Below are 25,161 nucleotides of genomic sequence, written 5' to 3' on the forward strand. Positions count from 1 at the left end.
CCTTTACTGATCTACGGTCTTTGGTACAACAAATGCCCAGTCTCTGCGCTCCGGCGCGTTGGCAAGGGTATCCTCGCCGCCGTCACCATTGGTTACTACATCTTCCCGGAATACATTATGCACCGGAAATACATGGGACATCGGTTCTACACCGGATGTATCCAGTTCGTTTAATTTATCAATATAATCTAACATGCTTTCCATGTCTTTTTTTGCTGCTTCCTTTTCCTCTTCGGAAAGCTCAAGCTTTGCAAGGATTCCAACGTATTCCATGGTTTCATCTGAAATCACATTTGCCATTGTTTTTCCTCCTTAATCACGTACTTTGATATGAACTTCTCTTAACTGCTGCTCGGTTACTTCGTTTGGTGCTCCGCACATCAAATCCTGTGCATTTCCATTCATCGGATAAGCAATGACTTCACGGATGTTATCCTCGTTACGCAGTAACATAATCATACGGTCAATGCCAGGAGCCATTCCTGCGTGTGGCGGTGCTCCAAACTGAAATGCATTGTATAATGCTCCGAATTTATTTTTCAGCACTTCTTTATCATAACCTGCGATTTCAAAAGCTTTCTCCATAATCTGCATATCATGGTTACGGACTGCACCGGAGGAAAGCTCCACACCGTTGCAGACGATATCGTACTGGTATGCTAAGATGTCCAGCGGATTCATGGTATTGAGTGCCTCTAAGCCGCCCTGTGGCATGGAGAATGGGTTATGGGTAAATCCGATTTTCTTGGTCTCCGGGTCACGCTCGAACATTGGGAAATCATTGACATAACAGAAACGGTATGCATCTTTCTCAATTAAATCCAACTTCTCGCCTAATTCATTTCGAATCATGCCTGCATAATATGCGGCACGCTCTTCTTTATCTGCCATGAAGAAAATGGTATCTCCTACTTCAAGGCCTGCCAGCTTTCTGAATTCTTCTTTCATGTCATCCGGGATAAATTTATCAATCGGTCCCTTATAGCTTCCATCTTCTAATACTTCCAGATATCCTAAGCCGCCCATACCGATTCCGGTTGCAAATTTCAAAAGTTTCTCATGGAAACCTTTGGACATCTCTGCATGTACACGGATGGCTCTTACGGTCTTTCCGATAAATGGCTTAAAGGTACATCTCTGGAAGAACTCTGTCACATCGATGATACGAAGTGGGTTCCGAAGGTCCGGTTTGTCACTTCCGAACTCTAACATTGCCTGCTTATAACTGATGATTGGATACGGTGCTTTCGTTACTTTACTGCCTTCCGGTGCGAATTTCTCAAAGGTTGCAGAAAGTACTTCTTCACCAATCTTAAATACATCTTCCTGGGTTGCAAAGCTCATTTCAAAGTCAAGCTGATAGAACTCTCCCGGTGAACGGTCTGCTCTTGCATCCTCATCACGGAAACATGGTGCAATCTGAAAATATTTATCAAATCCGGATACCATCAGAAGCTGTTTGTACTGCTGTGGTGCCTGTGGCAATGCATAAAATTTTCCTTTGTATTTTCTGGATGGCACGATGTAATCTCTTGCGCCCTCCGGAGAAGATGCACAAAGAATCGGAGTCTGAATCTCTAAGAATCCCATCTCTGTCATTTTCTCTCTTAAGAAAGAAATTACCTTGGAACGGAAAATAATATTGTCTTTTACTTTCTGGTTTCTCAAATCCAGATAACGGTATTTCAACCGGACATCCTCGCGGACTTCCTTACTGGTCATTACTTCAAATGGAAGCTGTGTATAAACCTCTCCCAAAATATCTACGCTCTTTGCCTCTAATTCAATGGTTCCGGTCGGAATCTTTGGATTGTAGGTCTCTTCATCTCTTTTTTCAATCAGACCTTCTATGGAAACTGCCTGCTCCTTGCGGATTCCCTCTAACAGTTTTCCATCCCGGATTACAATCTGCATTACTGCATACATATCTCTTAAATCAATAAAGGATACGCCGCCATGGTCACGGATATTTTCTACCCAGCCTGCTACCCGAAGTGTCTTTCCAATGTCGTTTTCGCTTACCTGATTTAAGGTTACGTCTCTGTAAATGTTGCTCATCTTATCTACTCCTTTTCTGATATGATTGTCAGCCCGGAGTATAAAAATAACCCCGGAATACTGACTCGTATTCCGGGGCGAATAATCTTCTTATCCGCGGTACCACCCGCATTGGAAAATGAATGCTTCATCTTCCCTCTCTTCGTGCGTAACGTGCACTACGTACTGACCTACTGTAATTCAGCCAGTCGGCTCCAGAGTGTTCCCTTTGCTTTCTCTTCCAAACAGCGCTCTCAGTCGGTGACGCTGTATTCCTGTCGGCCTCTAAAAGTAAGAGTCTCTTTCCCAGCTTTTGCAACTATATCTCCTAGTTGTTGACTATGATAGCACTGCTTTTTTTGTTTTGCAAGTATTTTTTGCAAATCTGATGCTATTTTTTCACTATGTCCTTTATATTATCCAATTTTATTTTATATAATGAACATAATCTGTTTTTCTCGGAGCGGCGTCTTTTGCCGGTTCTTTTGCATAGCCGATGACACAGTTTCCAATGCCTTCGTAATCTCCTTCAATGCCAAGTTCCTTTAAGATTGCTTTTCCTTCTTCCCGCTCAAAAGTTTCTTTTGCACGGTGAATCCAGCAGCTTCCAAGGCCTAAGGAATGTGCTGCCAGCATCAGATTGCCCATAACGAGGCTTCCATCATAAAGATAGGTAGGACGGCTCTTATCTGCTAACACCACCAATACAACCGGTGCTCCATAAAACGGATCGCCGGTTGTTCCCATAATCTCAGCATTTACCTTGGAAAGTCTGTCTCTTACTTCTTTATTGGTAACTACAAGTATAATCGGTGACTGCCTGCCCATTCCGGTAGCCGCATAGGTTCCGGCTTTCACTACTTCTGCAATCAGCTCTTCCGGCACCATATCTTCCTTATAACCTCTGATACTTCTTCTTGTCTCCATTGCTTTTATGATCTCGTTCATTCCTTACTGCTCCTTTCTGATGCTCCGGCGGAAAATTTCATCCGCCTCTTTTACTACTTCTATCTCTCCGGTCTCAATCATATGTTTGATGCGGTTCATATACCAACTGTCACTGATTCCAAGGGGATATTTTAACAACAGATTTCCAATAAGTCTTGCCTGTATGATTTCGCCCTCCGGCAGTTCTCTTCGAATCAGGAAATCATAAAAATCCTCTTTTACGCCCACCAGACAGCCATTTATCAGAACCCGAAGAGGTGCATCCTCTTCTTTAAGTTCGTCCCATCTGGATGCAAATACTTTCTGCTCATGCTCTGAAAGTTCCTTTTCCAATGGGAGGAATCGATAAAACTGTCCGGCATCTACTTCTCCCCAGGAAGAATAACGTACCGTCGTATTTTCCTCTTCTCTTACATAATCCGGCAGACGTACCACGGATATCGCGCATTCATATTTCCGCAGCACACTGACTGCATGGCAGAGTCCGCACAGGGAATAAGGCTTGTTGCTGTACCAGATACGGAAAGATTCTCCCTGCTTTGCAAACTGCTCCATCCGCTGCAGCTCTTTTACATAGGTTTCCACTGCCTGTTCTAATTCTTCCCACTCCTCTTTCTCATCCTCATTCCAATAGACACCATGCTGCTCTATGATTATCTTCTTCCGGTATGTACCATCCAGCGGTTCCCTCAGGCTGCCAATGTCCAACATAAATGGCAGTATAATGACCTCCGCAGAAGTTCCGCCAACCGCTTCTCCTGCAAACATGTCTTCAAAGGTGGCTTTGTCCGGCTTTTCCCCAAGCCATGCGGTTGGTCCATCCTCATAATCCGGCTGCCGATAGTTCTTTGCAAGCTTCATGGCTACGCCTTCGCTCTCGCCAAATAGGATTTCTATCATCTACACTTCTCCCTGCTCTATGAGATATTCTAAGAATGCTTCGCATCCGCGTGTTACATCCGCATAGGTTTTATCGAACCTGCCGCTGTACCATGGGTCAGATATTGCTGCCTGCTCTCCGGCAAAGGAAAGCAGCATGGATATTTTGCCGCCACGATGCCCGGTTATCCGCTCGATTCCACGGATGTTGCTTTCGTCCATCCCTATGAGGTAATCATAAATCTCATAATCGGATTTTGTCAACTGTCTCGCCCGCTTGTCCCGAAAATCGGTCTCCGGCGTATCTCCGATTCCATGCTTCTTAAGCTCCGCCTGCGCCGGCGGGTAAATCGGATTCCCAATGCCATTCCAGATTTCTTCGGTGCTGGTGGCAGCCGAGGCTATCTCGAAGCGGTCGGTGAGACCTCGTCTGGCGACGAGGTCCTTTAGGATGAATTCTGCCATGGGGGAACGGCAGATGTTGCCTAAACAAATGAAAAGAACTTTTATCATGGTTTTGTTTACTCCTTGTTTTGCCCTGGAATGCCCTGTTTTGCGATGGTTTCCGGGATTTGTGTAGTTTGCTCTGAAATTACGGATTGTGGTAAATCAGAGCAGAATTGAGCAAGTTGTTACTAGCTGTTAGTAGTAAAAGGGAATTTCTTACTACTAAGGATTTTTATCTTTTTCTTTGTCATCGTCTTCTTTACCTGTATCTACCGTCTCTCCTAACATTCCGTTTATACCAAGCGAATTTGCAAATCGTTGATTTCGTTCAGATAACTCTCTTGCTACATCCATTGCCGGAGTATAAGCTATTTTACTTATTTGAGATAAATTACCCATTTGGGACAACATAGAATTATTATATATTGCACTTTGCTTTGCAGCCGCTATAGCCATTTGATTACCTGCATTTTCAAGTCTTTTTGCAAAATTCACCTGTCCTGCAATATTTCCCATAACCTGATATTGTTTTCTAATCTGTTCCATCTGAGCACTCATTGCATTTCCAATCTCCAAAGAAGGAATTACACTTGATACATCAATTTTAGGAACTGCTGACTTAATAACCAATTCTCCCAAGGTTGATAACGCTGGTTTCATCTTTTCAATCCATCTTGGAATTGATTCACCCAACACTTTAACAAGCATATTTCCTAATGCAGATACTACATCTACTAATTTTGTTTCTGTATAAATATCTTTCTCTAGAACATTTATTGCTTCCACTAATAATTTATTAATGTTTTTCAGTGATTTTCTTACCTTTTCATATTCATTCTGCGTCATTCTCTTATTATGCATTACCGTATTTCTATGTGGTTGTAGCTCATCAATCTTTTCTTTAATATTCCTAAACTGTTTATACTCCGAAAAGAAACGATTCCATAAAGATTCGCTTCTGCATTGATTTACAATATCTAAAATTTCTTCTTTTGACAAGTCTTCTACGCTTGACTCAGATAATTCTTGTTCCAATACTTCTGAAATATTTCTTCCACAAAATGGCGTAAACAAATACTCTTTAAGTTGTTCATAAGTCAACTCATTCAAAGCACTTTCAACCATTTTCGTTTTGTTTCCCTTTCCCTTCATTGCATCCTGTAAACTTTTACTAAAAGAATTATCATACCACTCAACCCCAAATATTTTGATTATTGTTATATAAACTAATTCTCGTATTCGTCTTTCAAATATACCAAATAATGGCATTAACTTACAGCAGTATAACTGAGATACCTCATCATATGAAATTACAATATTCCATGTTTTCCTATGTTCACCTTGAATAAGCCTATTAGTTACACTATCAAGATATTTTGCGGCTCTAGCTGGTGTCTCATTACAACTCAATTTAAGAAAGACCATATTTTTTTCTTTTGAAGATATCTTATATTCAATTTTCACATTATTATCTAAATTTATCTCAAAAGAAGAATCATTTACATTATTAAACAAATTTTCAAAAAGCTGTTTTATCTGTTTTTTCATTCCCAAATTGATATCACTATTATTCTTGGGAAGAATTATCATATTTACTTCCATAAATAGGTCACATCCTTTCCAATTTATAATTATAACTTCAATCACCAACTTTTTCCACAAAAATAACGCCCCGGCCTAAGCCAGAACGTCATCCCACTTCCATATTAAACTGCCTTGAACATTTTCTGTGACATCGGTTTTTCCTTCTTCTGCTCAACCTCTGCCTGCACCTTCCTAAACTCTTCCATTCGTTTCAATTCTTCCTCTGCATCATCGAATCCGATATGTGTGTACCAATTCATTATGACCGATATATCCGAATGCCCCATGAAGTACTGTAACGTCTTTGAATTCATTGCCGATTTTGCCATATTTGAACAATAGGTGTGTCGTCACACATGTGGCGTGATATTTTGCATCTACACCCGGTAGATATCATTGTATCTGCCGACCATATGATTGAATCGGTATTGCCAATGCATTGCCACAAGTGGCATTCCATTATCATCATAAAACAGGAATCCGCTATATCCGTCTATGGATTTCTCTACTTTCGGTGCATTTCTGTCCTCAATGATTGCCTGAAACATCTGTGCCACCTCCTCTGTGATTGGCAATACTCTTGTTCTGGCATCTCTTTTTGTGGTTTTTATGATATATCGCATATCCGATGTTCTCTGCAACATATATCACTCTTACAGATAACTTTCCTCATAGAAAAATCCCACCCATCCAAGCTATCTCCTAACTCATGTTCAAAATTAAGAGACGACCCCAATGGGTAGGATTTTGTATTCAAACATTTAATTCATTTTATTTTCATAGTCTTGCAATTCATGAAAAATATTGTCCACATAAACAGTATCGTTTTCAATACGATAAAGCATAAAATATCGATGCGATAAAAAATTGATTCTTCGATATCCTAATTCTCTTAGTTTGAGATTATCACAAAGTTTCAGGCTCCCTGCAACATTTGACAGACTTATTTTTGTTGCTTCAAAATCATTTAATAAATTTCTTGCAGCCTGCTCACTTTTCTTTTCAATCAAAAGATATGTGATGAATCTATCAAGATCCTCCTCCGCATCCTTCATCAAAACAATCTTATAATCCATACTTTGACCTCATATCAGAAATCACACAATCTGCTTCCCTGAATACCCCCTGTTCTCTGGACTTTTTCAATTTTGCAAGCATCTCGTTCTCAGTCATCGGTGCATATGGATTTGATTCTACCTGTCTTTTTATTTCAAAAGGAAATCCATTTGCCGCAACAGCCTGTGTTAAAAACATTCTAATTGCTGTTGTTGTATCTGTGCCCAAATCTTTAAATAGTGCATCTGATTTACTCTTTAACTCATCTTCTACTCTAACCTGAATTGTACTAGCCATATTCAACACCTCGCTTCCATCTGTTTTCTTCATTATAATGCTAAATCATTTCTATTTCAATGCATTTGTATTGTTTTTACATATATCGGTCCATACAATTTAATATCTTTTCCAAGGATCCTAATTACTTCTTTTATCTTTTTTGAAACATATTTTCCCCTAATATTCCCTTTTCTTCATTTGTCATCCTTCAACTCACTACCTTTTTAATATATTATTATTTTATCCACTCTGTAACCGCCCTTCTACGCTACTGCATTTGCATTTATAGTATCAATAACCTTCTTTATTCCCAACCATACTGATATGTCAGTGAATATTTCCACTACACTTCCCTGGTCGGTAAATGGTGATTCCTGTAGAACAGAAAAATCCTTCAGCATTCCATTGTGAACAATATACTCTACTATTTGATTTACAAAATAAATTTGTCTACTATTAAGACTGGTATTTGTTAAATACTCTGAAAATGCTTCCTTTGCCGCATTCATGTCAAGTCCGACAATTTCACGAACAAATTCGCCTAATGGTTTTGTGCCAAATTCATTCTCATAATCCTGCTTTGTACCTACTTCTCGCCATAATATTTCTTCTAATGTTTCAATATCAGTTGCTGTCAATGGCTGGTTTGTCTTAAGCTTTGCAATAGCAATATTGTCTTGATGTTGTCTAATATAATATTCAGCTTTTGCTTTATAATTTTTCAGTTCATCATTCTCCAGCTCAGAATCCTTCCACTCTATTGAGAGTAAATCATCCTCAAAATTTGTGTCATAACGCACAATATTCTTTGGAATATATTTTATCAAATTGCGAAGTCTTTCTCGGATTTCTTCAAATTCAGCAATTCCTGCCTGCTCAACATAATCCGTATTTAAAATTTTATTAATAAAGTCAGCTTGTACTTGAATTTCCGGAATATTTGCTACGCTTGCAATTCCTGCTACTTTTTTATAAAGATCACTGCGAGCCTTTGTATATTTCTTTCCTACTAAATATGCAAGTTCTATTCCATACATAAGTGCATCAAATCGAATTGCATTCACCTCATCACCATCCGGTAAAATAAGTGGCGCAACCTCCTCACGTACAACCAATGTATCTTCATATGTAATCGTCTGATAATTGGCTTCTGTTGAATATAAATCAATATATTTTAAATGTTGACGGACTGCAAAATTATCTCTCGGTAATTCTTTCACTTTTTCACTCATCTGCTGAACCAAAGCATTTCTATATGCTATTAATCTTTCATTTTGAAATGCAATATCCTGAAGTTTATATGATATTTCAAATTTAAGATTAAAAATTGCTCCTTGAAGTGCTATCATATTTGCAGAAGCCTTTCCCTTATTCATACGAAAGAATTCAAAGTTTCCACAAAAATCAAAAATATAAAATTTCTGTTTATCTTCTCCATCAATGAGTCCCGGACATAATCTTGTGCCACGCCCAATCATCTGCCAAAATTTTGCTTTACTCATAACCTTTTTAAAGAACACAAGATTCACTACTTCTGGTACATCAATACCAGTATCCAGCATGTCCACTGAAATTGCTATCTGAGGCATTTTTTTAGGGTCTGCAAATTCATCAATCGCACTCTGTGCATAAGTCATGTAATTATCAATTACTTTCGCGAAATTAGGAAGATGTGGATATTCCTTATTGAATACTTCTAATATTTTTTCTGCATGTTTATGATTCTTTGCAAAAATAATAGTCTTTCCAAGACTTTGACCATAATCAATTTTTATCCCTTCAGTCATTAAAATATTCAGTACCTGCTTTATTGTATCCTCATTAAATATCCAGGTATTCAATGCCGATGATTCAATTGCCTCCGGTATATCCCCATATTCGTCCTCAAAAGTTTCCTCATAGGCTTCCTTGTCTTCCTCTGACAATTCATCATAGACTATTCCCTGCTCTATGAATTTAAGCTTTGACTCGACTGATATATAATCAACTAGATAACCATCTTTTACCGCTTGTGCCAAATCATATCCATATGTAGGCACACCATTTTCCAATTCAAACACTCCATATGTATTCTTATCAATTTCGTCTTTAGGTGTTGCCGTAAGTCCAACCAATGGAGCATCAAAATACGCAAAAATATCTTTATATTTATTGTAAATTGATCTATGCGCCTCGTCACATATAACAAGATCAAAATGTCCACAGGTAAAAAGTTTTCCAATATTATCATTTACCGTATCAATGCAGTTCATCATTGTCTGATATGTTGAGAAAACGCAATGCGCATTATAATTATCTTTCTCTTCTACTAAATTTGTGCATGACAAATTCGGAAGCATATTTACAAAGCTTCTTTTTGCCTGTGTTACAAGTGAATTTCTATCCGCTAAGAAAAGAATATTTTTTACCCATCCTGACTTTAGTAAAATATCGCATAAAGCTATTACCGTTCTTGTCTTTCCCGAACCTGTTGCCATGACAAGAAGCGCTTTTCTACGATTTTTTTCATCAAAACTATTACATACCGCTTTAATTGCCGCTTCCTGATAATAACGTCCCGCAATTTTTTTATCTACCATCACATGCTTAAGACTTGTCCGCATGGTTAATAAATTAAACCACTTTTCCAAATCTCGTTTTGAATATATTGCTGCACATTTTCTTTCCGGATACTGGCCATCAATAATATGCGTCTCGAATCCATTTGTCAGAAAAATCACCGGTCTTCTCTTATACTTTTCTTCTAAAATATCTGCATATAATTTTGCCTGCTGTCTTCCTTTTGAAACATCTACACAAGTTCGCTTTGCCTCTATAATAGCAAGTGGACGACTAGCATCATCATAAAGTACATAATCTGCACGACCAATTTCTGATTTATTTGGCATTCCCGGAAGTTCAACCTCATTTATCCAGTCTATACCTTCCTTCCAGCCTGCATCCATAAGCATCGCATCGATATAAAGTTTTCTTGTTTTATACTCAGATAAGTCTAATGGCTTTGGAACATATGTCTGCTGTTGTTCCTGTCTCCGAGCGGACAACTCTTCTTTCAATGAAGCGTTTTCCGCAATTAGTTTCTGTAAATCCAGTTCCTGTTGTGCAGCCTTCTCCTGTTCTTTTGCTAATTTTTCTCTTGTTGCACTTACAGCCTCTCTCGATTCTTTTGCTTTCTCAACTCTTGAGTCAATAATAGCTTTATTAAATGCATGCTCTTCATATTTATCAGAATAGCAATATGCAATATAATCAAGATAAATAAAGAGATTTTCAAGACAAAGCATCGCCTCGTCTCTTCCAAGTTTTCTATTGCTATGAGCCACACTATTTCCACAACGTCGAATATAATCCATACGTTTCCACAAATCAGGTCCAACAATCTGTCTATATTCTTCAGCATTCATCAAACTTTGTAAATTGTCCTGATATGGCATCTCTAATTCAGAATCAACAGAATACATCCACTTGATTGCAAATTCCATTGCACGGCGACTGTTAATTATGCTTGCCTCTGGATCCATAAGAATAATTTTTTCAGCTGAAATAGCAACATCCGCAAATCTTGAAAATTTAGGTTCTGCTTTTAGATAATCAAAGTTTGTTACCATACTATTACCCCCTAACATAATTTTCCATGACCTATAAATATTTATTATTTTATTTACTTGTTCTAATTTACTATATAATATCACTAAAGTGCTAATTTTAAAATATTTTTAGCACGGCAACTTTTGATTTGTCGACTTGTTTGACAATTTCTACAAATTCCGTTTGCACCCCCATGTCAGGTATATAAACCTTAATATCCTGCAATTCCTGTGCGTTAATATTAGCTTGATTTACAGCTCCCTTTGCCATAGAACGCAATATATCTTTTAATGCTTCAAGATTCATATATTGTGAAAGAACTTCTGGCAATATTCTTTCATTTAGTCTTACACGAATAATATATCCCCCAATAACCATATCATCTGGCAAATCAAATACTGCTGTTTTTCCAACTAGTTCTATACTATTAGTCCTGTTAAATAATACATCACCTTTTCTAACAACACATTTTTCTATCTCATTATCCGGAATATCAATATATTTCAAATCTTTCAAATCCAAATGTCCATCAGAAGTAAGATTATTCATTCTTATATATGGATACTTTCCACCTTCAACAGCAGGCTTACTTGTTCCATATCTTACTTCTGTAACTATATCTCCAATAGTAACAACTTCCCATCCTTTTGTATTCTTAATTGGATCACCAAACATCTCGACAAATCGGGCTTTTATGAGGTTATCTAATAGCTGTAGCTCTTGCTCACGTAATTTAATAACATTTGTTAATTTATCCAACACTTCTACAACCTCAGCCTGCCTATCAGTGTCCATATCTATATTTATAGTGAAATTAGCAAACTGACTTTTGTTAATTATTGGTACCACAGGTGCATTTGCTACTGCAATTAGTCTTGGTTTGTTAAACAGCAAGTTGTAAGCCAAATACTTTGGTTGCACTTTTTTATTTGGAATAATTACATTTATCTGTTGATTAAACGCATATTCTCCCTCTACAGCAATTCCAATCTTACCAATACTGCCAATGCAAGTTATAAATATTGCATTTTTTGAAACAATTCTCGCTTTTTTTCTTGCTTCTTCTGAAATATACTCGTTTGCTTCACATATTTCATTTACCTCACCATCCGCAATAATATCTGGCTTAATAAAGTATATGTCTTCCGAATTCCAGAACTCTTCATTATTTTTACTTGGCGTATTTCCAGTAATAATCTCACCAAGTTCTCTCATCATCATTTCCATCTACATCATCCCAACAAATCCGAATTTATATTATAAATTACGCTATATATTTTTGATGAGATGTTTTAACATTATTTTGATTCACCATTGCATATTGCATGGTAGTATCTATTTGCGAATGACCTAACAGTCTTTGTACCTGTTCTATTGGCATTCCTTTATCAATTGCTCTGGTTGCCATTGTTCTTCGAAACTTATGCGGATGAATTCTTTCAAGGTTTAAAGTTCTTCCAATGTTTCGTAAACGTATCTCAACACCGCTAATTTTTAATCTCTCATGTGGGGCGTCCAAAGTCACAAATAAAGCCTCATTATGATCAAGCCTAGTTTCAAGATATTGTTTTAAATGAACTTTGGTCTTTGCATCGAAATATACTCGCCGCTCTTTATCACCTTTTCCATAAACAATACATTCTCTACCTTCAAAATTTATATCATCTATGTTAAGATTGACCAATTCTCCAACCCTGATTCCGGTCGAATACAATAAATCAATCATAGCCAAATCTCTTTTTTCCTTACAGTTGTCACGCAGTTTTTCAATTTCTTCATCCGAGATGGTATTCTTAACAATCTTTTTCGTTTTGATTTTATGTATTCTTTTCATTGGACTTTTTAAGATATAATCTTCCTCTTCCAGCCATGAAAAGAAGCTTGAAATATTTCTACGCACATTATCAATCGTAACATTAGAACAATTATTTCGCTTTTGATAATTTGATAAATACTCCCGCATTTCCTCGGTTGTAATCTTTCGAACATTTTTCTCAGTACACGATAATAAATGTAGTACTGTTACCCTATAATAATTAATCGTTCTCTCTGAACATCCTTCAATTCTCTTCGCTGATAAAAACATATTCAAAAAGTCTTCATTCTTTATATTCACTTTTGACGCTTCATTTTCGGCAAATGTTTTAATAATAACCTCTTGCAGTTTTTTCATCTGAGTAATTGATAAATACTCTGACATTTCATTCAATACTGTTACAATTTTTTCTTCCATGTTGGTTTCTCCTCATCTGATACCAACATCCTACAACCATATTCTTTATAATATCTTATTTTCCTTATAGCATTCAAAAATGTAATTTGGATTTTCATAATAAACACTGCTATTGTAATCATCTATCTTCGAACTGATAAACGAACTGTACACTTTTATCAATGCATCAACAATTTCAATTTTTTCATCATCTGCAACCATTTTTATAAGGCGTTTGTACACCTTACCTATATTCCAATATGAAGGCAATGCATAACCACAATCAGACACATTATCAAATTCTCCCATGCGAATATTTGCATCCGCAATAAACTCATCACTAACGCTGTCGATATTATCGCAATGATATACATCAGAAAATTCATAAATCTTGCTAATTCTAGTCTTTCCAAGTTTATTCACTACATCAGCACGAATATTTTTCGTTTTTCAAGAAATATATTCGATTAGGCTGCAAGTAAAAAATAAATCTTATTCTTTTATAGCATTCTCCTATCATTTCAACTTTTTGATTTTCTAAATTTGTAATAAGCAAAAGCTATATCTCACTTACATCTTCATCTACTATTATGAAACCCAGTGATTCAATAAAAGATTCGACTAGTCCATTTGCAATACCAATTGCCGATTCATCCCCACTTATAATCGAACCTTTCATCATCAACTTATTTAAATTGCTAATTGCTTCTTCTATTTCATCTCTATTAATCAAACAAGCTCGACTATTTTTTATACGATTTAGTAATGAAATGTACTTACTGATTTTATCTTTACTATTTCCCATATAGTTTTGAGCAGATTTAAGCAACTGCTCATATTCATTTTTTAGTTTATTGGTATATGCTAATTGGTTTTCAAGTATATCTAATTTTCCTGATACTTGCTTTGCCATGTCAGCTGCATTCGATGCATTAGCCTTTGCTTTATTTGCCGAATAATAACTGATAACACTAAATATCAAAGATAATACTCCAATTGCAAAAGAAACTTTATTGTATGTTCCACCTCCTTTGAAAAAATCATTTATTATATTCATTTACTTCACCTTCCTAATACTTGTATTACATAAAATATTTCTGCATCAAACTGTCAAACAGCATTTGTGTTTCGTCTAATGCTTTTTGCACAGCAACTTTTGATTTGTCGACTTGTTTGACGAAGTCGGCGAACTGATTTTGTAATTCTATTGGTGCATCAATGCATTTAATCTCTAATAGCTTCGATTTGGAAATATTGTGCATCGTACCGCTTGTTCCACCAGATTTTTCTTTAATCTGGCGCCTGATTTCTCTATCCCACAACAGTTGCCATAAGAAAATTGGATTGGTATCTGCTTTTGCAATTACTTTCCAAAGTCTGTCCGGATAATACATATCTTCCGGTGCTTCAAATACATACGAGCAGGCACCCACAAGTTCCGGGGTGTTCATTCTACTAATAATTACATCGCCAGCTTCAACCTTATGTTCTGCCAGTGGCTCATAATCCGTTGGCAAATATTTATACTGTTCAGGATCAAACCATCCGAATGTTGCTGCACCTGTTTTCAATACTTTATTCTTACATTTTTCATTTCCAGCCAAACTCTTACCACCCCTAAGTTCTGCAATATATCTTGCTACTGTGGTTGTTATTTTCAAATTTCCAAACATCTCGACAAATCGGGCTTTGATGAGGTTGTCCAATGCAAATAATTCCCGTTTTCTACGAGTTATTACTTCACTTATTTTTTCTAATATATCTACTACTTCTTTCTGATACACAATATCAGGGACATTTATCTCTATCTGTGCAACAATAGATTTTGATATTTCCCTAAACGTCGCTCCCCTACCAAGAGAATTAAGATAAGGTGTATTTCCTTTTAAGAACCAATACAAATACTTATTTAATATTTTGTCAGAACAAATCAAGTTCTTAAAGCCCTGATTACAACACATTGCACATCCAGCTATCGCAACCTTCCCAATAGGAGCTCTTGACGAAAGAATTACTGTTCCTTCTGGAAATAGAGATAAGCCTGTTTTTTTAGCTCCTAAGTCTGTAATCTTTCTTATACTATCCGTAATGATGTATGTATCATCATTTATCTCTGCTGGTGTTATCCACTTGATATCACCATCCCAATATTCTTCTATATTTGTTTTAGGTGTACTGCCAGATACAATCTCACAAACATCACCCAGTTTATATTTTGCCATCTACATCATCCCAACAAATCCGAATTTGTCTTCCTTTCTATTCTATCATTTCGCACTAACTGCAATCAAATAATTCACAAAAGCACTACACGACACCAACATAAATTTTGCTTCTTCAAATGTTGATAATGGTCCACCAATATTGCCAGCATGTCTTATTCCATTAGCATCCGATGTATATCCATAGAGCATATTAAAAGCCGATTTCATTCCTGCATGAATTACTACACCATTATCTTCTAATTTTTTTAACAGCTTTCCCAATGAAGCCTCTTTCCCCGTTATTCCAGTAAGTATTTCACATAACGCTTCAACTGCACTAATACTTTCTTTGATAGAGTTCTCATAATCAGGAGCTGTTCTATCTCCAAGCAACTTATTAGCTTTAGATAAATGCTCATATACAGGCGAATAAGGATTATTCAATGCCTGTTTTACTGCTTCCAGCTCATAATCATCACTTATTGGTGTAAGTTGCTCATCTATGAATCTATATCCTACATATTCTCTTTGTAAATATGAATTGGCGATTTCATAAATAGAGCGGCTTCGATAACTATTATCATAAGCATTATAATAGTCATATCCTCTCACATCTCTTAGATACAAATCCCAATACTGAATAATTGCTTCTATCAGAGTCAAAACGTCATCATAATCATCCTCTTGTATGGTATTATTAATTATTTTAAACACTTCATTCTCATAATAAGTCCGACTAGTATCCACAGGTTCCGAATAAATGGTTCCGATAACATATCTTAAAAATTCCTGTATGTTTTCTCCATCATAATATTCATCACCATATATTTCCTTATAAAACTGGCTAATCATATTTTGCAATTGTACTCTAGTTCTCTTATCAAACTCTTTTAACTGAATCTCTGTATTTTCCGGTTTAATTTTATTTCTATCGGAAAATCCACCTCGTTTACTTACTTTCGCCATAATCTCATTCTCCTAACAATCTTGCCAACTCTTCCATCTCATTCCCAATCTCAATCTCAATCTCACGAATATTAGCCATAATCTCAGATGTAGGCGGATACTCTACAGGTACATACTCCACTTCTTTATACTTGTTAATACTAAGGTCATACGCATTATCAACGATTTCCTGCTTAGGCACCATAAATGACTTATCTGTACGTTTTCTATCTAACTCAGCATCACGGTTACGGAATCTTTCAATAATATCCGGAATATCATTATCAGCAATTGAAGACCGCTTGTCATCCAGACTAAATCCATCTGCCTGCATATCATAGAACCATACATTGTCTGTTCCACCATGCTCTGTCTTTGTAAATATCAGAATGGCAGTCGATACTCCAGCATATGGTTTGAACACACCAGAAGGCATTGAGATAACTGCTTCGAGTCTCTGATTTTCCACAATTTCTTTTCGTATATCCTTATGAGCCTTGGAAGAACCAAATAATACTCCATCAGGAACGATACAGGCACATCTACCGCCAACTTTAAGCATACGAACAAACAATGCTAAAAAAAGAAGCTCTGTTTTCTTTGTTTTGCACACTTTTAACAAATCTGCTGATACAATGTCTGCATCAAGGCTTCCCTTGAAAGGTGGATTTGCAAGAATCAGCGAATATTTATCCTTATCTGGATTCTGATCGGACAAACTGTCTCTGTATTCAATAAATGGGCTTTCTACTCTATGATTCATCATGTTCATTGCTCCTATACGAAGCATAGTTCTATCCATATCATAACCATGGAACATATGATTCATAAAATGATCTTTTTTCTGTTTATCATAGAAGATTTCATCTTTCTTATTAGCCCACAGATACTCTCCTGCTTCCACCAGAAATCCTGCTGTACCGCAGCTCGGATCGCAGATTACATCATCGGCTTTAGGATCCATGAGTTCTACCATCATTTTAATGATATGACGAGGCGTCCTAAACTGACCATTTACCCCTGCTGTAGCCAGCTTTGAAAGAAGGTACTCATATACATCTCCTCTGGCATCTGAATCATTCAGTTTTGCCATCTGTGTATATAAATCATCCATTGCATCTACAACCTTGGAAAGCATTAATGGTGTAGGAAGCTTAAAAATTGCATCATCCATATATTTTGAAAAGGCACTATCTTTATTAGCATGCAGATTCTTAATAAACGGGAATACCATTTCCTGCACTACAGAATACATTCTATCAGCCGGATAGTCCCTGAAAACAGACCACTTAAGTTGTGTTCCATCAATAATCCTCTCACCAATTTTTACTTTCTCGGCAAATACACTTTCATATGGAAGACCAAGCAGAGCACTTTCTTTTGCATGTGTATTATCAGACACATCTAAATCGTGAATGAACATAAGATATGTCATCTGCTCAATTACATCTAACGGATTTGTTAGACCTCCAGTCCAGAAAATCTCCCATAAACTGTCTATTTTATTTTTTAATTCGCCTGTAATCATTTTCTAAATCTCCTTATCCCAGTTCCACTTATACTTTGTATAGCGGCCATTTCCAATCTTTATTATCTTCCCTGTCTTAACCAAATCTGTTAGTGTCCGCTGTACTGTAGTTGTACTTATTCCTGACGCTACTTTTACAATCTCAGCCTTAGTAATTGTACCTATGTGATTCTTTATCAGTTCTTCAATTCTATCTGGCTTAGGTATTCTCTTTTCCTCAACAATCTTGGTTCTATCAAAAAAATCTCGATATGCCGCAGTAATTATCCCCAAAATATATTTCACAAAATGCTCGTAATTGTTCTCATCTTCCATCCATCCTTGCGAACTTTCCTGTAAAGCATCATAATAACTGCCTTTTGTTCGCTCTATTAGCTTTTCCAAGCTGATATATTTTCCAACAATATAGTCATTCTGATATAGCAATAATAAAGTCAATAATCTACTCATTCTTCCATTTCCATCATTAAATGGATGAATGCATAAGAAATCTATAATAAACATCGATATTAACAAAAGAGAGTCTGCTTCGCCTTGGTTAATTGCCTCATTATATGCTGTACACAAATTTATAATTGCGTCTGGAGTTTCCCATGCAGGTAAGGGTCTGAATCTAACAAACTTATTACCCTTTTCATCCTCTTCCTCAATAATATTATCAGAAGTCTTGAATCTTCCTCCATTAGAAGCATTCTCAAATTTATATAAATCTCTATGAAGCTGTAATATAAATGTATCACGAATCGGAATATGCTGAAAATTCTCGTGTATAGTATTAAGTACATCCCTGTATCCTGCTATCTCACGCTCATTTCTTGTCCTTGGCATTGTCTTATCCAAAACAATCTTTTTCAAACGTTCCTCAGAAGTATAAATACCTTCAATTTTATTAGAGCTCTCTGTACTTTGAATCTTTGCCATCTCAACAAGATTTTCCAGCACATCAGCGTGACGTTCAGCAATCAAGTACTGTTTACCTTTGTACTCATGAATTGTTGTAAGATAACTTACAATTTCTGGTGTAAGCAATTTCTTCCATTTTTCCGTATAATCGAATTGTTTCATTTTAATTGCCTCATTTCAAGTTCAACTTCGTCACATTCACAAAAATATCCTAATTGAATTATATATATAATCTTAGTCAAAATCAAGTTCAATTTAGTCATTTGTATAAAAATGACTAAATTGAACTTGATTTTGACTAAGTAATCATATTTCATAAAAGTCAGCACCATTCTTTGATATTTTATCCTGTAGGCAAAACTCTTCATTAATTTTGATTACGAGAATTATGAACATTTTTAATAAAACAATGTAGTCATTCTGCTGTTGTTGTTCATCTAGAGAATTCGTATCATGAATATATCGATTCCGTAAATCAAGGCCATTAGAAAATTCCGCCTTATTATGAAGTAAATCATCTTCTAGTGCCATTGCAAAAGCTGCTTCTATCACATCATAAGTACCGTGTAGTGGAAATAACTGCATCCATCGCCCAGTAAGCCTATCAGTCACATTTTCACATCAAATGTCTTTATGCCAAAATTTTCGTTTTTCCAAACATATCTTCTTTATAATAATTTTATTACCGTTTACAATATTATTTATTTTTGTATCAAATCATTATCGTAGATAATGTAATTGTTCTCTGTTCCATCGAATTCTCTTAAGTACTTTTCTGATCATCCAGCTTATATGTTACCTTTTCAACAGATATAAAACCATAATTTTCAAGAAGTTCTCTATCTTTTTTCTTTAGTTCAGGAACTCCCCACACTAAAAGATATTTCGCCCTTGTGCTAGCAACATAACCAATTCTCTTTTCCTCACCACTCCCTTCAATCCAATGAGACTTCCAATGTCCTCCTTCACTTTTTGCATTCTCACTAGAGATTACTAACGTGGTATCATAAGTACATCCCTTACTTCCATGAATTGTCATTATAGGAATGTCAGTAATAAAATTTCCTTCTAAGTCATTGATTATCACATCTTTATTGCCACTACTCACCTTGAAATTATTCCCATTAACTATATTTCCAATTTTTCTTGCATCTCCTTTATCATAATTTGCAATAATATCATATTGGCTTTCTAAAATTCTATTCAATTCTTTTCTTGCATTTTCATGCCATTTTCCATATGTTTGGTTAAAATCCATTAATATTTCCAATTTTTCAATATCATTCAAAACTTTCATTAAATAGATACGCCAAGCAAAAACAGAAGTTATTTCTTGCGGACAATAGTAATTTTTCTTTGTTCTTCCACCACCAAACCACTTAGAAACCTGTAATCCTGCTAATTCTAAGGCTAAGCTCATCTTATTCTGATTTTTCTCTTTCCATAACTGCACTGCTACAATAAGAGGTTCTTTTGTGTCAAACTCATTTTTAGTAGACCGTTCTAATTGTTTACGCAAAGAATTTTGTTTTACCAATATCCTATTCTTATATGTTTTACACCCCATTCTATCTAATAAACTTGCATATTTTTCTACAGCTTCTTCTGGCGTTTTATACTCAACGTATACTAATGCCTGGTTTCCAAATTTGCTTTCAACGTTTTCACTAATACTATTTGATTTGCCAATCAATTTTTCCGAAAAAGATACTATTTCTTTGCAACTTCTAAAATTGCTGTTCAATTCATATTTTTTTAAATCTTTTATATACTCTGCGATAATATCTGGATTTACTCTTTTAAAATCATAAATGCTCTGATGCAAATCCCCAATTAAATGTATACAACATCCCTTTTCTTGTATCTGTCTTAATACCTCCAATTCATTCCCAGATAAATCTTGGCATTCATCAATAAGAATCAGTGGAAAACGCTTTGCAATTTCGGTTCCTATATTTTTTTTAAGAATTCTAACTGCTAAAAAATTTAAATCATCAAAATTCGCAAAACCTTGTTTCCAAAATTTCTTTTTACAATTGCTAAAACATTCTTTTACATAGTTCCATTCCCAAAAATGTGGTTTTTTTTCCCTACGCTCACATATATACTCTTGGATACTATTACTCTGATAATAATCTTTAAGCCAAATTAAACGATTTCCAACATAAAAATAAAAATCTTTTTTTATAAAATCAAATCCAATTTGATGAGCATATATAGAACTTCTCTTATTTCGAGAACTTAAATAAGGAATTGAACATTCATAATTCTTTAACCAATGCCTTGAATATATAGGTACACCTTCTTCAACTATATGTAATGAACAATCCGAATTTTCAGCTCGATATCCAACGAATTTATATGCAAAAGGCTGTACTATATAACTATGAATAAAACTACTTAATGTACCAATATAATGTGGATATGTTCCATTCCTTCCAGCGAACATACTTACTCTATTCTTGATTACTTCCGTTGCGTCATTTGTAAATGATAAAACCGCAATTCCTTTATTTCTATCATTCCACTGCTTTATCTCATATGCAGCTTTCATACCCACCACTTCAGTTTTTCCACTTCCGGCACAGGCACTTAAAAAGGCATTATCTTTCTTTGAAGCCAAAACATAGTTTAATTGTTCCACTGTTTTTTCAGAAATTCTACACTTTTCAAATCCAGCACATATAGTCCCCTTTGACATTCTAAAGCATTCATCACATGTAACCCCCTCTGATTTTTTACAGATTACTTTCGCTATTTTCTCTTGACATTCTTCCTTCGTCATAATCTCCTCCACATGACCAAATAATTGCTTTTTTAATATAATCAGGAACCTTTACTTTCTCCCCTTGTTCTATCTTTTCTAATAACAATTGCGAAAAAATACCTTTTCCTAATTCATTGCTATCAATATGTTCATAAATATACTTCGCATCATTTCTTCTATTTTCATTATCCCCATCATATTTATTCTTTTTTTCACTAATTATTTTACACTCATTCTTAACACCACTCTTACTTTCATCTCCTTTTTGCCAACCTTCTCTTATTACTTCAGCCATCAATGCAAAGTTTCCACACATTGCAAAATCATATTCAAAAGTTTTTAAAGGAGAGACATATAATCTTGCTTGTTTAGTTAACTCCAACTTTGTTGCTAAACTAATTACCTCATTTCCACCTTTAATTTCTTCAGTTTCAATCGGATATATTTTTCGCTTTATCTTTTTCCCCCCAGCATCAGTTATTTCTATTGTTTCTGGATCTTTGTCTGTAATCCCACTACAACGAATTGGAAGCCTTTCATCATCCCAACCTTCAGGATCGCAGAACAATGGAAAGAAATACTTAAAGTTAATACCATTTACATTTACTACTGAGACTCCAGCTTCTTCCAATGAATTTGGTAGTTTCTGATTTCTACCTTGATTATATTCCGCTAATACAATAGTTGCCAAAGCTGGCAATAACATTGCCTCACATATACCTTCTACTAAGATTACTCCCTTAGAGAATAGAATTGTGGATTTTGTAATATCCATCCATCTATTTAAATATTTTTTTATATTGTCCTCCAACTGAAAATCCCTAATTTTTTTTGATGAAATTCCATCCTCTATTCCTTTTATATGTATAATAGCATCTATGCCAACAGAAGCGGCTATTACCGCTGAATGAGTAGTTACAACTATTTGTAAGTTTTCTTTTTCACTTGCCATTTTTTGCAAATACTTAATTAATTTTGACTGTATTTGTGGATGCAAATGTGCTTCAGGTTCTTCTATCAATAACACAGTAAACAAACTATGATTTTTATTTACAACTTCCAACTCTGCAAATACCGTAGCTATATAAAGCAAATTATTATATCCAAGGCTATTTATTGCTACATCACGAAACTTTTTTTCATCCATCTCCCCAATATGAGGAAAAAAGACCATCTTAATATTTTGCAAAATTGAAGCAAAAGAACTTTCCGAAAACTGCAAATTTACACTTTGCCCAAATACTGTTCCCATAGATTCTTTTATCGCTGTATTTATATCCGTCTTAGCTTGTTCAATCTCACTATACTTGCTATCCTTATTTTTTATAATAGAGTGATTAAAAGCACTAAACGCCTCAACCAATTGCTCTTTTCTATCATCATCCTTATATTGATGCTTTAACAGCAACGCAAGTCTAGATTTTTTACCATTTGTAAGTTTCTCCTCAGCATTTCTAAGTGCCGGAAGATATATTGCATCTATATTATCAAATGTTTCTTCTTCAAATGCACTTGATTTTGCTTTGCCGCCCCAAATACTTTTCTTAAAGTACCCTTTTTGATTTGGTTCTTTCTCAATTTCTAAATGAAGTTCTGCTTCAAAGTCAGCATTACACCATGATAAAAAGGTAATTTTTTCTTCTGGACTTAAATTCTTCATTTTCAAATTTATTAAGATATTTCTTTTTTGATCATCTTTTTCAAATGATTTATAAAAATCATTTTCTGTAATATAACCTTGTTCAGAATCCCTTAATATCATTCGTATTGCATCAATAATCGTTGTTTTTCCAGATGCATTTTCTCCCACTAGAATATTAATTCCTGGATTAAATGATATTTTGGACTTCTTATTGCAGTTTTTATATCCATCGATTTCCAATTCTGAAATATACATATAATCATCTTCTTTCTATACATTCATAAGTTATTTAATTTAAAGAAAAATTACCTTAAACACCATCTTTTATAATATCTCTGCATAAAATCTTTTATCAATAATTCCAAATTCTACAAATGAAGGAAATAGATTTTGCCCCATATCGGCTATAGTTATCAACATTATAGCCCATTCCGTTAATTCATCTGGCAATAAATAACATATCGGCACATCATTTTCCAAAATTGTTACACATGGTTTTTCCATTTTTCCAAGCATTCCAACACTAAGTACACTGAATTTTTTCCTTTTATTAGCTTCTATTGGTAACATCTTATACCTTTTATAATCTACATAGCATTTTGCCCCTTGCTTATTATAATAAACACCATCTTCTTCCACTCTAATTTTCTCAATAGGTAATTTATGTCTAAGCACTTCAAATCTCTCACCTAATGACTTAACCGCCAAATCATTCAAATTATTTTGATGTTGCTCTGGTGTCAATTTATTGAACTCTTCAATGTCACAAAACCTTGAGAAATAATTAAGTATACATATAAAGTAGAGAAAATCATCAGAATAATTTCCACAATAAGTCTTATACCATACCTTATGCTGTTCAATAATCACCTTTTTAAGTTTTTTATATACTTCTAAACTGTTACTTTGAACATAAAACCATGCTTTATTTAGAAAGAGTAGTTTTTTGGTTTCTTCAGTAGAACCATATTCAAAACTATTATGTATAGATTTAATAAATGAAGAACTTATCCCCGCAATAAAATCGACAATTCTTAAGCCTATAATTTCTTTAGAATCTGCCTCACTGCAATTTCTTATTCCAACTAATTCTGCTGCTTTTAATGTTTTCCCATTCCCTTCTTTGTCAATAATTAGCTGATAATCCTCAATTTCTATTTCATCCAAATATTTACTAAATCCCAAAAATGCAATTTTATAATCCCAATCAATAACAAAATCATCAGAACAGTTCTCAAGAAGCATAAGTAATTCTTCAATTGCTAACGATTCTGTTTCCCTTTTTTTCTCTCTTTCATTTTCATCTTTGACCTCAATTAAAAACTTTCTTAATTCCTTTATAAAATCTTCGCTTTTTTTATACATCGCATCATACACATTTTGAGGCCTGTATAGCGAAACTAATTTTGCAACCGAATACTTTAAACTATCTGCATCAACAACCAAAGAATTTTTATATCCGTCCAATAACTGAATTATGATATATTCAATTTTGTTAAACAAACAAATATACAAGTACATATCATTAGAAATTATTAAATCTAATAAATCATTCAAAAGACACAAATCAACCTTTTTGAATGAAACTAATCCCGATTTATATTTTGATTGCCTTAATATGGTACTTTTCAATTCGCCTTCAACAGTGTATAGTTTTTTATATTTTTTTTCAAATTCATCATATGCTTTTTCAACATTAAAACTATTACTATCTGAATATCCAATTATGCCAGCCAAAAAATTGTCTGCAAAATTATTTGCCGATAGCGTATCTTGCGTTAACCTTCTACTATGTTCGGATTCATCATAAAAAAATATTATTTTTGACATTGTCTATTTTCCTTTATCAAATAACTTTTTATTGGTTCTTCCCATGATAGTTTTAACTTTCATCAATCATTTATGTCTACCACTTCTATCTTCATTAAACTTTTTCTCCACTAATCCATATAAGAATTCCTTTTATCAATATTTCTCAAATATTCCAATATTTTGGTTCTAATATCTCCCTAATTTACCCCAACAAAAAAATTCACAAACGACCAATGCCCTTACGCATCATATCTTTTGTGAACTTCTAATTTCTTTTTATCATATTTACTTAACTTTTCCATACTCATTCTCTCCCCCAAATTCTATATA

At 34.9% G+C, this 25,161-nt stretch carries 21 protein-coding genes and 1 pseudogene; all 22 read right to left on the reverse strand.

The features are described 5' to 3' along the window. Nucleotides 1-3: 3 nt before the first annotated feature. The 22 genes and pseudogenes from gatC to DWX65_RS03615 all read right to left on the reverse strand — a co-directional run bounded on the left by gatC (nt 4) and on the right by DWX65_RS03615 (nt 24,849). Complete coding sequence (gene gatC, locus DWX65_RS15130) at nt 4-300, reverse strand: Asp-tRNA(Asn)/Glu-tRNA(Gln) amidotransferase subunit GatC (protein ID WP_199535023.1); 297 nt, start codon at nt 298-300, stop codon at nt 4-6. 12 nt (nt 301-312) lie between these two features. Then, nucleotides 313-2,058, reverse strand: a complete 1,746-nt coding sequence (gene aspS / locus DWX65_RS03515; RefSeq protein WP_199535024.1) for an aspartate--tRNA ligase — start codon at nt 2,056-2,058, stop codon at nt 313-315. A gap of 405 nt (nt 2,059-2,463) precedes the next feature. After that, entirely contained in the window at nt 2,464-2,985 is a 522-nt protein-coding gene (locus DWX65_RS03520; RefSeq protein ID WP_118172795.1) for a nitroreductase, read from the reverse strand. Between the two features lie 3 nt (nt 2,986-2,988). Continuing rightward, the gene (locus DWX65_RS03525; RefSeq protein ID WP_118172796.1) at nt 2,989-3,885 is read right to left on the reverse strand and encodes a DUF3658 domain-containing protein; all 897 of its coding nucleotides are present in this window, start codon (nt 3,883-3,885) and stop codon (nt 2,989-2,991) included. Next, on the reverse strand, nt 3,886-4,377 hold the full coding sequence (locus DWX65_RS03530; RefSeq protein WP_118172797.1) for a low molecular weight protein-tyrosine-phosphatase: 492 nt from the start codon (nt 4,375-4,377) through the stop codon (nt 3,886-3,888). It lies immediately after the preceding gene. 156 nt (nt 4,378-4,533) lie between these two features. Then, complete coding sequence (locus DWX65_RS03535) at nt 4,534-5,913, reverse strand: hypothetical protein (RefSeq protein WP_118638829.1); 1,380 nt, start codon at nt 5,911-5,913, stop codon at nt 4,534-4,536. Nucleotides 5,914-6,017: 104 nt separating this feature from the next. Next, nucleotides 6,018-6,542, reverse strand: a pseudogene (locus DWX65_RS15665) (tyrosine-type recombinase/integrase); the annotation flags it as partial. Nucleotides 6,543-6,656: 114 nt separating this feature from the next. Beyond that, the gene (locus DWX65_RS03545; RefSeq protein ID WP_118172799.1) at nt 6,657-6,971 is read right to left on the reverse strand and encodes a type II toxin-antitoxin system RelE/ParE family toxin; all 315 of its coding nucleotides are present in this window, start codon (nt 6,969-6,971) and stop codon (nt 6,657-6,659) included. Next, nucleotides 6,961-7,248 (reverse strand): type II toxin-antitoxin system RelB/DinJ family antitoxin, encoded by a 288-nt coding sequence (locus DWX65_RS03550; RefSeq protein ID WP_118172915.1) that lies wholly within the window; start codon nt 7,246-7,248, stop codon nt 6,961-6,963. Before DWX65_RS03550 ends, DWX65_RS03545 begins: the two co-directional genes overlap by 11 nt. Before the next feature lie 245 nt (nt 7,249-7,493). Beyond that, nucleotides 7,494-10,838: a DEAD/DEAH box helicase family protein gene (locus DWX65_RS03555; RefSeq protein ID WP_118172800.1), complete on the reverse strand. Its 3,345-nt coding sequence runs from the start codon at nt 10,836-10,838 to the stop codon at nt 7,494-7,496. Nucleotides 10,839-10,935: 97 nt separating this feature from the next. Next, nucleotides 10,936-12,045, reverse strand: a complete 1,110-nt coding sequence (locus DWX65_RS03560; protein ID WP_118172801.1) for a restriction endonuclease subunit S — start codon at nt 12,043-12,045, stop codon at nt 10,936-10,938. 37 nt (nt 12,046-12,082) lie between these two features. Then, nucleotides 12,083-13,051, reverse strand: coding sequence for a site-specific tyrosine recombinase/integron integrase (gene xerA / locus DWX65_RS03565; RefSeq protein ID WP_118172802.1), 969 nt, complete (start codon nt 13,049-13,051; stop codon nt 12,083-12,085). 45 nt (nt 13,052-13,096) lie between these two features. Continuing rightward, nucleotides 13,097-13,468, reverse strand: a complete 372-nt coding sequence (locus tag DWX65_RS03570) for a hypothetical protein (RefSeq protein WP_199535029.1) — start codon at nt 13,466-13,468, stop codon at nt 13,097-13,099. Nucleotides 13,469-13,589: 121 nt separating this feature from the next. Next, nucleotides 13,590-14,087: a hypothetical protein gene (locus DWX65_RS03575; RefSeq protein WP_118172803.1), complete on the reverse strand. Its 498-nt coding sequence runs from the start codon at nt 14,085-14,087 to the stop codon at nt 13,590-13,592. A gap of 25 nt (nt 14,088-14,112) precedes the next feature. Then, entirely contained in the window at nt 14,113-15,252 is a 1,140-nt protein-coding gene (locus tag DWX65_RS03580; protein ID WP_118172804.1) for a restriction endonuclease subunit S, read from the reverse strand. Between the two features lie 45 nt (nt 15,253-15,297). After that, the gene (locus tag DWX65_RS03585) at nt 15,298-16,200 is read right to left on the reverse strand and encodes an AbiJ-NTD4 domain-containing protein (protein ID WP_118172805.1); all 903 of its coding nucleotides are present in this window, start codon (nt 16,198-16,200) and stop codon (nt 15,298-15,300) included. A 4-nt stretch (nt 16,201-16,204) separates the two neighbouring features. After that, nucleotides 16,205-17,707, reverse strand: a complete 1,503-nt coding sequence (locus DWX65_RS03590) for a class I SAM-dependent DNA methyltransferase (RefSeq protein WP_118172806.1) — start codon at nt 17,705-17,707, stop codon at nt 16,205-16,207. Nucleotides 17,708-17,710: 3 nt separating this feature from the next. After that, nucleotides 17,711-18,772, reverse strand: coding sequence for a Fic family protein (locus tag DWX65_RS03595; protein ID WP_118172807.1), 1,062 nt, complete (start codon nt 18,770-18,772; stop codon nt 17,711-17,713). 144 nt (nt 18,773-18,916) lie between these two features. Next, nucleotides 18,917-19,222, reverse strand: a complete 306-nt coding sequence (locus DWX65_RS03600; RefSeq protein WP_158564692.1) for a hypothetical protein — start codon at nt 19,220-19,222, stop codon at nt 18,917-18,919. 151 nt (nt 19,223-19,373) lie between these two features. Beyond that, nucleotides 19,374-21,395, reverse strand: a complete 2,022-nt coding sequence (locus DWX65_RS03605) for an ATP-dependent helicase (protein WP_118172809.1) — start codon at nt 21,393-21,395, stop codon at nt 19,374-19,376. Continuing rightward, nucleotides 21,349-23,274: an ATP-dependent nuclease gene (locus DWX65_RS03610; RefSeq protein WP_118172810.1), complete on the reverse strand. Its 1,926-nt coding sequence runs from the start codon at nt 23,272-23,274 to the stop codon at nt 21,349-21,351. Before DWX65_RS03610 ends, DWX65_RS03605 begins: the two co-directional genes overlap by 47 nt. Nucleotides 23,275-23,343: 69 nt before the next feature. Continuing rightward, a complete protein-coding gene (locus DWX65_RS03615) occupies nt 23,344-24,849 on the reverse strand; it encodes a hypothetical protein (protein WP_118172811.1) in 1,506 nt (501 codons plus the stop codon). Between the last annotated feature and the right edge of the window lie 312 nt (nt 24,850-25,161).

The sequence above is a fragment of the Roseburia sp. AF20-18LB genome (assembly GCF_003461185.1).
GTDB classification, from domain to species: domain Bacteria; phylum Bacillota; class Clostridia; order Lachnospirales; family Lachnospiraceae; genus Roseburia_C; species Roseburia_C amylophila.

Bases quoted from the DNA above. Each gene is read 5' to 3' on its own strand.
- gatC (WP_199535023.1), bottom strand. From the start codon at position 300: ATGGCAAATGTGATTTCAGATGAAACCATGGAATACGTTGGAATCCTT.
- DWX65_RS03520 (WP_118172795.1), bottom strand. From the start codon at position 2,985: ATGAACGAGATCATAAAAGCAATGGAGACAAGAAGAAGTATCAGAGGT.
- DWX65_RS03610 (WP_118172810.1), bottom strand. From the start codon at position 23,274: ATGTATATTTCAGAATTGGAAATCGATGGATATAAAAACTGCAATAAG.
- DWX65_RS03590 (WP_118172806.1), bottom strand. From the start codon at position 17,707: ATGATTACAGGCGAATTAAAAAATAAAATAGACAGTTTATGGGAGATT.
- DWX65_RS03550 (WP_118172915.1), bottom strand. From the start codon at position 7,248: ATGGCTAGTACAATTCAGGTTAGAGTAGAAGATGAGTTAAAGAGTAAA.
- DWX65_RS03560 (WP_118172801.1), bottom strand. From the start codon at position 12,045: ATGGAAATGATGATGAGAGAACTTGGTGAGATTATTACTGGAAATACG.
- DWX65_RS03530 (WP_118172797.1), bottom strand. From the start codon at position 4,377: ATGATAAAAGTTCTTTTCATTTGTTTAGGCAACATCTGCCGTTCCCCC.
- DWX65_RS03585 (WP_118172805.1), bottom strand. From the start codon at position 16,200: ATGGCGAAAGTAAGTAAACGAGGTGGATTTTCCGATAGAAATAAAATT.
- DWX65_RS03605 (WP_118172809.1), bottom strand. From the start codon at position 21,395: ATGACGAAGGAAGAATGTCAAGAGAAAATAGCGAAAGTAATCTGTAAA.
- DWX65_RS03580 (WP_118172804.1), bottom strand. From the start codon at position 15,252: ATGGCAAAATATAAACTGGGTGATGTTTGTGAGATTGTATCTGGCAGT.
- aspS (WP_199535024.1), bottom strand. From the start codon at position 2,058: ATGAGCAACATTTACAGAGACGTAACCTTAAATCAGGTAAGCGAAAAC.
- xerA (WP_118172802.1), bottom strand. From the start codon at position 13,051: ATGGAAGAAAAAATTGTAACAGTATTGAATGAAATGTCAGAGTATTTA.
- DWX65_RS03535 (WP_118638829.1), bottom strand. From the start codon at position 5,913: ATGGAAGTAAATATGATAATTCTTCCCAAGAATAATAGTGATATCAAT.
- DWX65_RS03525 (WP_118172796.1), bottom strand. From the start codon at position 3,885: ATGATAGAAATCCTATTTGGCGAGAGCGAAGGCGTAGCCATGAAGCTT.
- DWX65_RS03545 (WP_118172799.1), bottom strand. From the start codon at position 6,971: ATGGATTATAAGATTGTTTTGATGAAGGATGCGGAGGAGGATCTTGAT.
- DWX65_RS03615 (WP_118172811.1), bottom strand. From the start codon at position 24,849: ATGTCAAAAATAATATTTTTTTATGATGAATCCGAACATAGTAGAAGG.
- DWX65_RS03555 (WP_118172800.1), bottom strand. From the start codon at position 10,838: ATGGTAACAAACTTTGATTATCTAAAAGCAGAACCTAAATTTTCAAGA.
- DWX65_RS03575 (WP_118172803.1), bottom strand. From the start codon at position 14,087: ATGAATATAATAAATGATTTTTTCAAAGGAGGTGGAACATACAATAAA.
- DWX65_RS03595 (WP_118172807.1), bottom strand. From the start codon at position 18,772: ATGAAACAATTCGATTATACGGAAAAATGGAAGAAATTGCTTACACCA.